Origin of the sequence: Sphingobium rhizovicinum, assembly GCF_042647625.1 — a bacterium.
Taxonomy (GTDB): domain Bacteria; phylum Pseudomonadota; class Alphaproteobacteria; order Sphingomonadales; family Sphingomonadaceae; genus Sphingobium; species Sphingobium rhizovicinum.
Genome location: NZ_JBHRVU010000004.1, coordinates 2,793,372 through 2,807,116, shown reverse-complemented (window position 1 = coordinate 2,807,116; position 13,745 = coordinate 2,793,372). Strand labels below are relative to the sequence as shown.

Sequence of the window (13,745 nt, the reverse complement as noted above, 5' to 3'; positions counted from 1 at the left end):
CATATTGGAAGGCGGGCGCGGCGCAATCGGGAAAAGGCAAAATGCTTTGGGCGCAAGACGCAGGAAGCATGGCGGACGGCCTGCTTCTATCCCATATCCGCATGAACCACATGACTCGCCTTCCTGTTTCCTTGCCGGCCCGGTCCCCCGCCATGCCCGATGCCGACGCCTGCTGGGCCGCCTTTCTGGCGCGCGACCGGGCGATGGACGGCGTCTTTGTCGGCTGCGTCGCCAGCACCGGCATTTATTGCAAGCCCAGTTGCGCCGCGCGCCATCCCAGGCGCGAGAATATGTCCTTCCTGCCCGATCCGGCGGCGGCGCGTGCGGCGGGCTTCCGCGCCTGCCTGCGCTGCCGCCCGGACGAGATCGGGCGCGACCGGCTGGCGGTGGAGAAGGCTGTCGCGCTGATCGAATCAGCGGAAGAAGCGCTGCGTCTGGAGGCGATCGCCGATCATGTCGGCTATGCCCCGCATCATTTTCATCGCCTGTTCAAGCGGGAGACAGGGCTGACCCCGGCCGCTTTTGCGCGCGGCATGCGCGCCGAACGGCTGAAACGGGCGCTGGCCCAGCCGGGCAGCGTGACTGCCGCCATCTATGAAGCGGGCTATAATGCGCCCAGCCGCGCCTATGCCGATGCGGAGCAGCATCTGGGCATGACGCCCAGCGCCTGGAAGGATGGCGGGCGCGGGGTGACGATTCGCTGGCGCGTGATCGATTCCAGCCTTGGTTCCATGCTGGTCGCGGCGACTGGCAAGGGGCTGTGCCGCATCAGCTTCGGCGAAGGGGAAGGGGCTTTGCGCGCCCGCTTTCCCCATGCCGATATTCGCCCGGCCGACCCGGCGCTCGATGTTATGGCGCAGCGGGTCGTGGCGCTGGTCGATGATCCTGCGGCCGGGGCCGACCTGCCCGTCGATGTGCGCGGCACGTCGTTCCAGCAGGCGGTCTGGGCGGCGTTGCGCGCGATCCCGCCGGGTGAAACGCGCAGCTATGGCGCTATTGCCGCAGCGATCGGCCGCCCCGGCGCGGTGCGGGCGGCGGGCACGGCCTGCGGCGACAATGCTCTGGCGGTCCTTATCCCTTGTCACCGCGTCGTGCGGGGCGACGGCAGCATGGGCGGCTATGCCTGGGGACTGGAAAGAAAGCAGGCGCTGCTGGCGCGCGAAGCCGATAAGTAAGAGGCAAGTAACGGGAAGATTACGGCTTTTCTTCCTCATCTGCCTCGGCCACAAAGGGCTGGGGTTTATGGGGTGGTGATATGCGACATGCAGGAATTTGCAGCAGGATATTGGCCGGACTGCTTCTGACCGGGGCCAGTGTCGGCACGGCCCACGCCGCCTGGTATCAGGCTCAGTCGCGCCATTTCACCGTGTACAGCGAGGGCAATGATGCAAAACTGCGCGGCTTTGCCGAACGACTGGAGAAGTTCGATTATCTGCTGAGGACGATTACGGGCGTCACCGATCCGGAACGCGGCAGCCCGGTCAAGGTCTATCTGCTGTCGAGCGAGGGCAAGGTGAAGGCGCTGGCCCGCAATCCCAATATCGGCGGCTTCTACACCACCTCGGATCGCACCGCCTTTGCGGTGTTGTCACGCGAAGCCAAGAGCAACCAGTTTGATTTCGGGGCGGAGGAAATCCTCTTTCACGAATATACCCACCATTTCATGCTGCACCATTTCCCGGCCGCCTATCCGGCCTGGTATATTGAAGGGTTCGCCGAGTTTTTTTCGGTGGTTAAATTTCCAAAGGACGGGTCGATCGAATTTGGCAATTTCGTTTTGGCGCGCGCGCCGGGGCTTTTCCTGGGTGAACCTTACCCTGTCGCCAATCTTTTTGCCCGCAACGCCGATGGCCTCAGCCTGCGCGATGGCGATCGTTATTACGGCCGGGCTTGGCTGCTCACCCATTATTGCCGTTACAATGCTGCGCGCCGTGCTGAACTGGCGCGCTATCTTGCCGATGTGGCGAACGGTGTAAAAGACATTCAGCCGGAAAGCTATTTTGCCGGTGGCTTCGCCAAACTGAATGGCGAACTTAATGGCTATATGCGCAAGCGAACCATGTCCATGTCGCGGCTCACCCCAACGGAAATGAAGATCGACGCTATCGTGGTCACTCCGGTCGATCCGGCGCAAGGCGATCTGATCGAAAATGAACTGCGCCTCATCAATCATCCCCGGACCGAAGACCTGCCCGGAATCGTGACGGCCATTCGCAGCATCGCCGCCAAATATCCGGCCAGCGCCTATGCGCTGGCGCTGCTGGCCGAAGCCGAATGGGCGGCCGAACAGAAGGATGCGGCGCTGGCTGATGCGGACCGGGCGATCGCGATCGATCCCAAATCCTCGCGCGCTTATGCCGTGCGAGCCGAAGCCCTGCTGGAAAAGGCGCATGACAGCGATGCGGAGGCGGACTGGAAAGCGGCGCTGACCTCGATCGTGCGCGCCAACCGCGCCGACACCGAAGATCCCGTGCCGCTCGCGCTCTTCTACCGCTATCATGCGATGCGCGGCGGCAAGATGCCGGATATCGGTTATGACGGCCTGTACAAGGCTTTTACCCTATTGCCGCAAAGCCCCGAATATCGTTTCAATTTCGCCCATGCGACGGCCATCAGGGGCGATTACAAGACGGCCTCGATCCTGCTCGATCCGATCGCCTATTCGCCGCACGGATCGGAGATGCGCGAAGGCGCCCTGAGGCTCAAGACGGAGTTTGACGCGCAGGCGGCGGAAAAGGAGCAGGGCGCGGCAAAGGCTGGAAATCCTCCACCCGCGCCATGACCGCCGTGCGATCCGCGTCGCTCATGCTGCGCCAATGAACGATCTCCTCGATCGTTCGACCGCATCCGGTGCAGCTTTTGCGCGTCCGGTCGAGGCAGCACAGGTTGCGGCAGGGGCTGGCGATCGGCGCAGTCATCACATGAAGCTGTAGGGGTCGATGTCCACTGCGACCCGCGTGCCCGATTTCCACGCCAGATTGCCCAGCCATTCGCGGATCGCGCCCTGCACATCGACCTGACGGGTGGCATGGATCAACAGGCGATGCCGGTGCCGTCCGCGCAGGACGGACAGCGGCGCAGGCGCGGGGCCATAGACGCGCATCCCCTCTATCACCGGCGCCGATTTGCCGATCAGCCGTGCGGTCTGCGCCGCTTCATCGGCATCCTCGCTCGATATGATGATCGCGGCGAACCGGCCGAAGGGCGGGGCGTTGGCGCGTCGTCTATTCTCCGTCTCCACCCAATAGAAACGCTCGGTATCGCCGTCGATCAGCGCCTTGATCACTTCGCTTTCGGGCATGCGCGTCTGGATGAACACCTTGCCCGGCTTCTCCCCGCGTCCGGCGCGCCCCGCCACCTGCACGATCTGCTGAAATGTCCGTTCGGCTGCGCGCAGATCGCCGCCCTCCAGCCCCAGATCGGCGTCGATCACCCCCACCACGGTCAGGTTCGGGAAATGATAGCCTTTGGTGATCAGTTGGGTGCCGACGATGATGTCGATGTCGCCCGCCTCCACCGACTTCACGAACTCCGCCGCCCGCGCCGGCGAATGGAGCGTGTCCGATGTGGCGATGGCGATGCGCGCCTGCGGCCACAGCGCCTTCACCTCATCCGCGATCCGCTCGACGCCGGGGCCACAGGCGACCAGCGACTCTTCCTCCTTGCACTCCGGGCAGCGGCGCGGGGCGGGAACGACATGGCCGCAATGATGGCAGGCCAGCCGGTGCGTCAGCCGATGCTCAACCATCCAGGCGGTGCAATTGGGGCATTGAAAGCGATAGCCGCAATGGCGGCAGAGCGTCAGCGGCGCATAGCCGCGCCGGTTGAGGAACAGCAGGCTCTGCTCGCCCTTCGCCATCACCTCGTCGATCGCCTTGACCAGCGGCGGCGCGATCCAGCGGCCGCGCTCGGGCGGATCGGTCAGCAGGTTGATCCCCTCGATCGCCGGCATTTCCGCCCCGCCAAAGCGCGATGGCAGCTTGATTTCGGCATAGCGGCCCAGTTCCACCTGATGCCGCGTTTCGATCGCGGGTGTGGCCGAAGCCAGAATGACCGGGAATTTTTCCATGAGGCCCCGCATCACCGCCACGTCGCGGGCATGATAATGGACGCCTTCCTCCTGCTTGAAGCTCGCCTCATGCGCTTCATCGACGACGATCAGGCCCAGATTGGGATAGGGCAGGAACAGGGCCGATCGCGCGCCGACCACCACCTGCGCTTGTCCGCTGGCAATGGCGCGCCAGGCCCGCCGCCGCTCGCTCTGGCGCAGGCCGCTATGCCAGTTGACCGGCACCGTGCCGAACCGCTTTTCGAACCGCTCCAGAAACGGTTCGGTCAGCGCGATTTCGGGCAGCAGCACCAATGTCTGCCGGTCGGCGCGGATGGCGGCGGCGATTGCCTCGAAATAGACCTCCGTCTTGCCCGATCCTGTAACGCCGTCAAGCAGGAAGGGCGCAAAGTCATGCGCGCGCACCGCATCGGCCATCTGGTTCGCGGCGCTGCGCTGCGCCTCCGACAGGGCGGGCGGCGCATGGTCGGGATCGGGCATGGGAAAGGGCGTGTCGACGCTCACCTCCACCGCCTCGAATATATCCTGCTTGATGAGGCCACGGATCACCGCGTCGCTGACACCGCCGATCATCGCCAGTTCGCGGATCAGCCCCTGTCGCTCGCCGATGCGCTCCAGCGCCTGCGCCCGCTGCTCGGTCATGCGATCGGGCACGGCCCCGGTCGCCTTATACTCGATAACCGTGCGCGCGCCCTCCAGCGCCGCCATGGACGACAGCGCCATGCGCAGCACTGCGGCGGGCGGGCTGAGATAATAATCCGCCGTCCATTCGATCAGCCGGCGCAGCGGTTCGGGCAGGGGTGGGGCGTCGATCACTTCGATCAGGTTGCGTAGCCGGTTGTCGCCCACCGTTTCGGTGTCGGGGAAGCTGCTTTCCTCCCACACCACGCCGATCAGCTGGCGCGGCCCCAGCGGCGCGACGACGATGCTGCCCGGCTCCACCCGCATGCCGTGCGGCACGCGATAGTCGAGCGGGCCAAGAGCGGCGTTCAGGATCAGGACACGGGCGCGCGACGACATGGCTATCGTCCTTAAAGCGCTGGGCGCGGGGCGCAATGGGCTGGTTACAGCCGCCAACTCAGCGTCAGCCAGGGAATATGCGACACGACATCGGGCCGCCCGTCGCGGAAATTCTGTTGCAGCATATACAGGAGTTGCGCGTCCAGTGTCTTTGCAACCGGATGGCGCAGGCCGATCTGGTGGCGCATCATGGCCAGGCCCGTCTTGTCGCCCGGCCGGGCGCGGTTGAGGTGAAAGAAGATTTCGGTGGCGGCGATGACGGTCCATTGTTTCTCGCCGTCAATCGGGACCGCCGCCTGCACCCGTTGCCGCAGTCGCCAGCTGGCATGATCCGCCGTGCTGAAGAAGCGCTGCTCCATCCGGGTGCGGCTGATCCATATGCCCTTGGACAGCGTCGCCTGCTGGAACAGCCGCAATTCGTGATCCGCTTCGCTTTTCAGATAGGCCATGCCGCCGCCCAGTTGCAGATGCGGCGCGATCTTGTGGTCGATGCCGATCCGGGCGAGAAACTGTTCGCCGCCGCTGCGCGCGTCGGATCGCAGTCGCTGGCTCGAATCGACGGTGACGATGTCGCCGGGGCTGACGCGGATGGTCGCCAGTTCGGTCATCCATGCCTGGCTTTCTCCCGTCGCGGCGCAGGCCGGGGCTGCCGGCGACAGGAGGAGGCATAGCCCCGTGGTGAAGCGGGCGCGGGGCGAACGGGGCATGTCTGGTCCTTTGGAAAGGTAGCCATGCCTTAGTCGTGGCCCGGTGTGGATGTAAATATGGCCCTGCCAGATGGCGAAAGCGGCCATCAGCGGCTAAAGGGGCGCGATTCGCACAGCCCCGGAGTCCTCCCCATGAAATTCTTCGTCGACACCGCCGACACCGCCGAAATCCGTGAACTGGCCGCCACCGGCCTGCTGGACGGCGTCACCACCAACCCCACGCTGATCCACAAATCGGGGCGCAAGTTCCTGGAAGTGGTGGAGGAAATCTGCGGCATCGTGGACGGCCCGGTCTCGGCCGAAGTGGTCGCGCTCGACCATGAAACGATGATGAAGGAAGCCGAAATCCTGCGCAAGATCGCCGACAATGTCTGCATCAAGGTGCCGCTGACCATCGACGGCCTCAAGACCTGCAAGGCGCTGACCGACGATGGCGCGCAGGTCAATGTGACCCTGTGCTTCTCGGCCAATCAGGCGCTGCTCGCGGCCAAGGCCGGCGCGACCTTCATCTCGCCTTTCGTCGGCCGTCATGACGATAATGGCTTTGACGGTCTGGCGCTGATCGAGGACATCCGCCTCATCTATGACAATTACAGCTTCGGCACGGAAATCCTGGCCGCCTCGCTGCGTCACCCGATCCATGTGCTGGACTGCGCAAAGATCGGCGCGGACGTCATCACCGCCCCGCCGGCCGTGATCAAGATGCTGTCGAAGCATGTCCTGACCGACAAGGGCCTTGAAGGCTTCGCTGCGGACTGGGCCAAGACCGGCCAGACCATTCTGTAAGAGAGCCGCACCGGCCCGCACCCCCACCCGACCAACCATCAGGATACCATGTCTGGGCGGTCGAGTGGGGGTGCGGCCTCCTGACGAAGCTTCTTCTGGAACCCGTGCCCGACCCGGCTCATTCTCTCCTGAAGGAAGGAGAGAGGCTATGTTCGTCGCGGTCTATTGGTGGCGGGTCCATCCGGGCAAGGAGGATCAGTTTCGCGCCGCCTGGCGACGCGGCACCGATTTGATCCGCGCCAAATATGGCAGCTATGGATCGCGGCTGCATCGCGACGAGGATGGCCGCTTCGTGGGCTATGCCGAATGGCCGGACGAGGCGACATGGCGCGCGGCATTCGACCGCAAGATGGTCTATGACGACCCGGAAGCCCGCGCCGCCTTTGTCGACGCTATTGCAGAAGTCCCGGCGGACGCGGACCCCATCTTCACCATGACCGTGACCGACGATCTGCTGGTGCGGCACCCCTTGGAACAAGGACCGGAATAAAGATGCGCGATCCCGACAAGCCCGATTTCGGTTTCCTCTGGTTTGCGCTGTTGCTGACCGTCATCGGCCTGCTGTTCATGATGTTCTATGGCTGATCGGCGCACCCGTCGGCATCGGCCGGCGGGTGCGCCGCGACGGATCAGAACTTGATCGATGCGTTTACGAAGAAGGCGCGGCCATAGACGTCGTAGGTCGACGGATAGGTATTGGCCTGCTCCTGATTGTCGCCCAGGATCGGCGGCTTCTTGTCAAAGGCGTTGTTCATGCCGATCGACCAGCCGAAATGCTCGGTCGGCTGCACCTGCAACGCCAGATCGAACAGGTTGTACGCCTTGATCTTGTCGACGCTGTAGCCGCCGCTATCGTCGCGCACGCTCGACAGATAACGATGGGTGACGCCCAGCGTGATCGGCCCGCTGGTCCAGGTGATGCGGTTGTTCAGGCGCAGCTTGGAATAGGGGTCGCCGCAATTGACGCCGAACTTCCCCGCGCAGCTCTGGTTCAGTTCCGCGATTGCGGCGACCGGATTGAGGTCGAAGCGGATCAGGCGGGTGCCCGCCACGCGGAAGGCCAGTTTGCCGGTCTTGGCCCCGAACACACCGAAGTTCAGCGGCACGCTATAGTTGAGTTCGAAGTCGACGCCCGACGTCTTGAGGCCGCCAGTGTTGGATTGCAGGTTCACCGCTCCTTCAATCTCGCTGCTGGTCGCATTGCGCGGCAACAGCGCGCAATAGCTGCTGTCATAGGGCGTCCATCCATTGGCTTCGTCGCCATAGCAGGCGCGGATGATGTTCGCGGTGCCGGCGGTCGAGATATAATTGTCGATCTTCGTGTTGTAATAATCCACCGTCAGCGACAGGCGCGGGGCAAAGCTGGGTTGCAGGATCACGCCCAGACCCCAGGTGTTGGATGTTTCCTCGCGCAGGTCGGGATTGCCGCCGGTCAGCGATTCGATCTGCGAACTGCCGCCATAGAAATCCGTGCCCAGCGCGGAGGCCGACACGCCACTGGCAAGGCAACTGGCCGACAGGGCCGTGCTGCCGGTGGCGGCGTCGGTGGCGCAGGGGTCGGTAGCGGTCGGGAAATCCTGTGCCTGGCCCGAATAAAGTTCCGATACCGACGGCGCACGGACCGCGCGGCTATATTGGCCGCGGAAGGTGACGTCCTTGACCGGCGCATAGATCAGGCCAGCGGAGAAGGTGCTGACATTCTTCGCCGACGTCGAATAATGGGAAAAGCGATAGGCGCCGTTGAAGTCCAGCTTGTGTACCAGCGGCACGTCAGCCAGCAGCGGCACGCTGATTTCGGAGAAGAACTCCTTCACGGTATAACCGCCCGACAGGCCCTGTCCGCCGTTGAAGCCGACCACGTCGCCTGATGACAGCGCTTCGTCGGGATTATAGCTGCCATGTTCGTTGCGATATTCAAAGCCCAAGGCGATGCCCGCCGGCCCAGCGCCCAGATCGAACAAATTGCTGTTGGTGACTGCGACGTTCGCCACCTGTTCGGTGATGATGCTGACGTTGCGGGTGTCGATCGCAATGAAGGCGGCCGCTTCGTCGCTGATATTGCCTTCGCCAAAGATGTTGAGCGGCACGCAGCCATTGCTCGTGTCCGAACAGACCAGATTGCCGTCGCTGTCATAGCTGGTCTTGAGCGCCTGCTCGACCCGGCTGCGCGACACATTGCCATATTGGTTTTCGACCTGCCGGGTGCGGGCATAGGTATAATAGGCGTCGTAATTCCAGTCGCCGCTGATCTGCCCCTTCGCGCCGATCATCGCGCGGTAGGCAGTGTTGGTGACGTCGGAAATGCGATCGCCCACTTCGGTCATGCGGCGATAGATGTTGGCGCTGGCATAGCCGTCGCCATCCGTGTCCGCCGCAGCCAGCAACGCCTGCGCGTCCGACGACAGGAAGGACGAGTCCGTGTCGAGCGAGACGGTGCCGGTGAAGGGCGTCGGGGCCAGCTTGTTCTTCACCTTGTTGCGGATGAACTGCCCCTCGGCATAGAGGGTCAGGTGATCGCTGACGTCGAAATGGCTCTGCGCGCTCAGCAGGATGCGCTTCTGGGGCACCTGCAAATAGTTGGACGGCGCATAATTATAGGCGTCGCTCGCCGCGCTGTAGGCGGACAGGCTGCCATCCTGATTGAACTTGTACTGGCTGTTGTTCAGCGACAGGCGCGTCGCCGGGATGGAGCCGGAGCCGCCGGGGGCCAGTCCGCCGGCGCCGTCGTCGGTATAGGTTTGCCGCGTATAGCTGCGCGCGCTCTGGTCCACGCCGTCACGCTTGATATAATCGGCATAGAAAGTGATGTTGCCCCGGCCGTCGGCGAAATTCTGGCCCAGCAGGATATTGGTGTTGAACGTGCCGCCGTCGCCCGCTTCGTTCAGGCGATAATTGGCGTTGGCTTCGACGCCCGAATAATTTTTCTTCAGCACGAAATTGATGACGCCGGCGATCGCGTCGGACCCATAGACGGCGGACCGGCCGCCCGACACGACTTCGACATGATCGATCAGGCCGGCGGGAACGGTGTTCAGGTCGACCACCTGGCTGGCGTCATAGGACACATAGCGCCGGCCATCGACCAGAACCAGCGTGCGCTGCGCGCCCAGACCGCGCAGGTCCGCGGTCGATACGCCGCCGCCCGGATTGTTCGATGCGGCCGTGGTGCTGGGGATCAGTTGCGGCAGGTCATTGATGATCGCCTCGACATTCGCCTTGCCGCTCAGTTTCAGTTCCTGGCTGCTGACGATGGAGATGGGTGACGCCTGTTGCAGGTCGGGCCGGGCAATGCGCGATCCGGTGACGACGATCGTGTCGTCGCCCGCCGCGCTGCTGCTGTCATCCGCATTTTGCGCCAGTGCCGGCGTCGACAGGCCGAGCAAGAGCGTCGACGCCAGAAGGCGCCGTTGAAAAGAGGCTCGCATAATTGAAATTCTCCCTTTGGAAGCCTGCCTGCTGGGGCGGTTTCCGCGACCATTTATGATGAACGCACCGGTGCGATGCGTCAGGACTGTGACAGCATCGTCGGCCGGTCAATTATTTTTCATCTGTATAAATGGCTTTTGCGGGGCATGTTGCTTTTCAAGCACAACTATTTCTTTTTATTACATTATGTCCTGAAATATTGCGACTTTCCCCGCAATGTTGAGACGCATCAATGCCGGTCGGATTGGGCATGTGGATGCGATCGTCGGGGCACTTGGCGGGGCATGGGGCGACTCATGCCGAAGAATGCGCAGTCCGGTCGGCGCGCGTCGCCCTACGTTCCTTCGCTGCCTTTGTTCCCCTGTCGGCAAATAATTTTACGATCGAAAAGTAATTTTCGCCGGCGGATGACGGGCATTGCAGTGAATTTTCTATAATATCATTATAAATCAAATTGTTATGAGAAGTTGCGCGCTATATTTCTATCCCGAAATGATGTGGCAATAAAATGACACATTTCAAAAAAGGACGAGTTGCGAAACAGGATTTGTTTGCAAGGTCGGTGCAGGGACGGCACCGCAGGCCGTCCGCGCGGCGCCCCCCGCCTTAAACGGTCGCCAACGCAGGCAAATTTGCCGCTCCAGATAAGGGACTGGAAATCTTGAAGAACTTTGGACTTATCGCGTTCTTGCGAGGCGGAGTCGCGCCCGCAATCCTGGCTGCGACGCTCAGCCACGCCCCCGCCTTTGCGCAGGACGCCGCACCCCAGGCCGCTGCCGAACCGGCCGAAGACACGATCGTCGTCACCGGATCGCTGCTGCGTCAGGTCGACAAGCTGACCATGTCGCCCATCACCACCGTATCGGCGGAAGATCTGGCGGTGCGCGGCATCACCACGGTGCAGCAGGGCATTCAGAGCCTGTCGGCCAATAACGGCCCGGCGCTGACCAACGGCTTCTCCGCAAACGGCGCCTTCGCCGGCGGCGCGTCGGCCGTGTCGCTGCGTGGCCTCTCCACCTCCTCGACGCTGGTCCTGTTCGACGGCCTGCGCGCGGCTTATTATCCGCTGGCGGATGACGGCACGCGCAACTTCGTCGATCTCAACACCATTCCCGACGCGATCGTCGAGCGGGTTCAGGTGCTCAAGGATGGCGCATCGGCCACCTATGGCGCCGATGCGGTCGCCGGCGTGGTCAACATCATCACCAAGCGCGAAGTGAAGGGCCTGCACCTTCAGGCCGAAGCCGGCGTCAGCGAAAAGGGCTATGGCGCCAACCAGCGTCTGGCCGCCACCTATGGCTATGGCGACCTGTCCGAACAGGGCTTCAACGCCTATGTCAGCGCCCATTATCTCAAGAGCAACGCGGTCTATAACCGCGATCTCAGCGCGCCCTATAACAGCGACAATCAGTCGGGCATCTGCCACGACGGCGTGTGCGGCCCGAACAATATCGCCAACGGCGTCGATCCTTCGATCGGCTATACCGGCCTGTCGACGGCAACCAATGTGTTCATGGTCCGTCCGTTTGATCCGTCGACCAACCTTGGCACCGGCCGCTATCAGTTGCTCAACACGGCGGCGGGCTGCGGCAACCTCAATCCCTATACCCTGACCGATCAGGAATATGCAGATTTCACCACCGCGCCGCGCACCGTCTGCCAGCAGGACATCACCCATGACTATAGTCAGGTGCTGCCCGAACAGCAGCGCTGGGGCATTTCGGGCCGTCTGACCAAGATCGTCGGCGACAGCGGCGAAGCCTATCTCGAACTGAACTACGAGAACAGCAAGTCGTCCTACACCGGCCTTGCCTCGATCATCCGCGCCAATGCGCCGGCCGGCATCGACAATCCGGCCTATTCGACCTCGACCGGCTCCACCCTGCTGCGTCTGCCGGTCTATGTCTGCGCCCGCGGCACCGCGACCTGCGATGCCACCAACGGCACGCTGAACCCCAACAACCCCTATGCCGCGCAGGGTCAGGAAGCCGCCATCATCGGCCGCCTGCCGACCAGCACCGAATATAATGAATCGGTCAGCCAGGTCTTCCGCGCCGCCGCCGGCATCAAGGGCGATTTCGGCGACGACTGGCATTATCAGGTCGATGGCACCGCCATGGTGTCCAAGCTCAAGACCAAGGCGAAGGGCTATGTCTACATCCAGCATCTGCTGGATGTGATCGCGGACGGTTCGTACAACTTCATGAACCCGTCGGCGACTTCGCAGGACACGCTCGACTATCTGACCCCGACCCAGATCAACCACAGCAAGACCCAGCTGTATCAGGGTCAGGCCAGCATCTCGAAGGATGTGTTTGATCTGCCCGGCGGTCCGCTTCAGGTCGCCGTGGGCGTGGCTGCGCGCTATGAATCGCTCAACAATCCCAGCGGCAATCCCGATTATAACGGCCCGACCGAGCGCTATTTCCGCCTGAACGCCTTCGGCGCCAAGGGGCATCGCGACGTGGAATCGGCCTATTTCGAAATCAATGCGCCCGTCATCGATCAGCTGGAGCTGAACGCGGCCGGTCGCTACGACCACTACTCGACCGGGCAGGATAATTTTGCGCCCAAATTCGGCGCGAAGTTCAAGCCGATCCGTCAGCTGATGATCCGCAGCACCTATTCGCGCGGCTTCCGCGTACCCAGCTTTGCTGAAATGGGCGCGCTGCCGACCACCGGCTACGTCACCCAGTCGCTCGGCACCATGCCGGACTCCTATCTCGACCAGCATCTGAACGCTGATGGATCGTATAACAGCTATGTCACGACCTACTCGATCGGTCAGACGACGGTCGGCAACCCGGAACTGAAGGCGGAAAAGTCGCGCAACTTCACGCTGGGTGGCGTGTTCACGCCGACCAACAATCTGTCGTTCAGCGTCGACTATTATAACATCAAGAAGACCGGCGCGATCACCTCGGTCGATTTCTCCGGCGCCATCGCCAACTATTATGCCACTGGCGAAACCAGCTATGACGGCGTGACCATCATTCAGGATGAAGTCGATCAGGCCCATCCTGATGCGCAGCGCCGGATCCAATATGTCCAGGGCAGCTTCATCAACGCCAATACGATCAAGACGTCGGGCATCGATTTCAACGCCACCGGCAAGTTCCGCATCAACGACAACATCACCTTCTCGTCGTCGATCGATGCGACCTATGTGATCAAGCTGAACACCGAATATCCCGGTGGCCGTGTCGAACATTATGTCGACACGCTGGGCAACTTCAACCTGACCGCCGGGTCGGGCACCCAGCAATGGCGTGGCAGCTGGCAGAACACGGTCGATTTCGGCCGTGGTTCGATCAGCGCGACGGCTTACTACACCGACGGCTATAATTATTCGGCCGAAGATCAGGGCGGCACCGCCGGCGACTGTAGCCTAGTGCCCACCAACTATAATGGCGACGCCTATCAGGGTTGCCGCGTGAAATCGTTCATCAGCGTCGACATGACTGGCACGATCAAGGTCAATGACCAGTTCGAGCTCTATGCCAACGTCATGAACGTCTTCAACAACAAGCCGCCTATCGATGCGACGACCTATGGCGCCTATCTCTACAACCCGGTGGTTGGCGAGTCGGCGATTCTGGGCCGCTCCTTCCGCATCGGGGCGAAGGCTTCCTTCTAACAGGGGTGCCTTAAAGCAACCGGGCGGTCCTCCCTTGCGGGGCCGCCCGGCCTTTCTGGCAGTCGGTGCGTCCTCTCCAGCCGACACTGGAGGCGGCGCG

At 62.5% G+C, this 13,745-nt stretch carries 9 protein-coding genes; 5 read left to right on the top strand and 4 right to left on the bottom strand.

Translation table 11 applies throughout. The features are described from left to right. The first annotated feature begins 101 nt into the window (after nucleotides 1-101). On the top strand, nucleotides 102-1,175 hold the full coding sequence (gene ada, locus ACFOKF_RS14700) for a bifunctional DNA-binding transcriptional regulator/O6-methylguanine-DNA methyltransferase Ada (protein ID WP_380797820.1): 1,074 nt from the start codon (nucleotides 102-104) through the stop codon (nucleotides 1,173-1,175). A gap of 80 nt (nucleotides 1,176-1,255) precedes the next feature. Beyond that, entirely contained in the window at nucleotides 1,256-2,782 is a 1,527-nt protein-coding gene (locus ACFOKF_RS14695; RefSeq protein ID WP_380796541.1) for a hypothetical protein, read from the top strand. On the opposite strand, the gene ACFOKF_RS14690 is transcribed toward ACFOKF_RS14695, so the two are convergent. The 3 genes from ACFOKF_RS14690 to ACFOKF_RS14680 are packed head-to-tail and all read right to left on the bottom strand — an operon-like array spanning nucleotide 2,703 to nucleotide 5,796. Beyond that, a complete protein-coding gene (locus ACFOKF_RS14690; protein WP_380796540.1) occupies nucleotides 2,703-2,918 on the bottom strand; it encodes a DUF1289 domain-containing protein in 216 nt (71 codons plus the stop codon). The two genes, ACFOKF_RS14695 and ACFOKF_RS14690, sit on opposite strands and share 80 nt — an antisense overlap. Continuing rightward, on the bottom strand, nucleotides 2,918-5,089 hold the full coding sequence (locus ACFOKF_RS14685; RefSeq protein ID WP_380796537.1) for a primosomal protein N': 2,172 nt from the start codon (nucleotides 5,087-5,089) through the stop codon (nucleotides 2,918-2,920). The genes ACFOKF_RS14690 and ACFOKF_RS14685 overlap by 1 nt, the downstream gene beginning before the upstream one ends. A 44-nt stretch (nucleotides 5,090-5,133) precedes the next feature. Beyond that, nucleotides 5,134-5,796, bottom strand: a complete 663-nt coding sequence (locus ACFOKF_RS14680; protein WP_380796535.1) for a DUF2490 domain-containing protein — start codon at nucleotides 5,794-5,796, stop codon at nucleotides 5,134-5,136. Nucleotides 5,797-5,928: 132 nt separating this feature from the next. Here ACFOKF_RS14680 and fsa point away from each other — a divergent pair, with 132 nt between their 5' ends. Together fsa and ACFOKF_RS14670 are read left to right on the top strand one after the other, a co-directional pair. Continuing rightward, nucleotides 5,929-6,582: a fructose-6-phosphate aldolase gene (gene fsa / locus ACFOKF_RS14675; protein ID WP_380796532.1), complete on the top strand. Its 654-nt coding sequence runs from the start codon at nucleotides 5,929-5,931 to the stop codon at nucleotides 6,580-6,582. Between the two features lie 148 nt (nucleotides 6,583-6,730). Next, nucleotides 6,731-7,072, top strand: coding sequence for an antibiotic biosynthesis monooxygenase family protein (locus ACFOKF_RS14670; RefSeq protein ID WP_380796530.1), 342 nt, complete (start codon nucleotides 6,731-6,733; stop codon nucleotides 7,070-7,072). 139 nt (nucleotides 7,073-7,211) lie between these two features. Here the strand turns inward: ACFOKF_RS14670 and ACFOKF_RS14665 are convergent, their stop codons facing one another. After that, nucleotides 7,212-10,007, bottom strand: a complete 2,796-nt coding sequence (locus tag ACFOKF_RS14665; protein WP_380796529.1) for a TonB-dependent receptor — start codon at nucleotides 10,005-10,007, stop codon at nucleotides 7,212-7,214. 689 nt (nucleotides 10,008-10,696) lie between these two features. Here ACFOKF_RS14665 and ACFOKF_RS14660 point away from each other — a divergent pair. After that, a complete protein-coding gene (locus ACFOKF_RS14660; RefSeq protein WP_380796527.1) occupies nucleotides 10,697-13,645 on the top strand; it encodes a TonB-dependent receptor domain-containing protein in 2,949 nt (982 codons plus the stop codon). The last annotated feature ends 100 nt before the right edge of the window (nucleotides 13,646-13,745 follow it).

Excerpts from the sequence above, each read along its gene's own strand:
- ada (WP_380797820.1), top strand. The coding sequence starts at position 102 with ATGAACCACATGACTCGCCTTCCTGTTTCCTTGCCGGCCCGGTCCCCC.
- ACFOKF_RS14695 (WP_380796541.1), top strand. The coding sequence starts at position 1,256 with ATGCGACATGCAGGAATTTGCAGCAGGATATTGGCCGGACTGCTTCTG.
- ACFOKF_RS14690 (WP_380796540.1), bottom strand. The coding sequence starts at position 2,918 with ATGACTGCGCCGATCGCCAGCCCCTGCCGCAACCTGTGCTGCCTCGAC.
- ACFOKF_RS14685 (WP_380796537.1), bottom strand. The coding sequence starts at position 5,089 with ATGTCGTCGCGCGCCCGTGTCCTGATCCTGAACGCCGCTCTTGGCCCG.
- ACFOKF_RS14680 (WP_380796535.1), bottom strand. The coding sequence starts at position 5,796 with ATGCCCCGTTCGCCCCGCGCCCGCTTCACCACGGGGCTATGCCTCCTC.
- fsa (WP_380796532.1), top strand. The coding sequence starts at position 5,929 with ATGAAATTCTTCGTCGACACCGCCGACACCGCCGAAATCCGTGAACTG.
- ACFOKF_RS14670 (WP_380796530.1), top strand. The coding sequence starts at position 6,731 with ATGTTCGTCGCGGTCTATTGGTGGCGGGTCCATCCGGGCAAGGAGGAT.
- ACFOKF_RS14665 (WP_380796529.1), bottom strand. The coding sequence starts at position 10,007 with ATGCGAGCCTCTTTTCAACGGCGCCTTCTGGCGTCGACGCTCTTGCTC.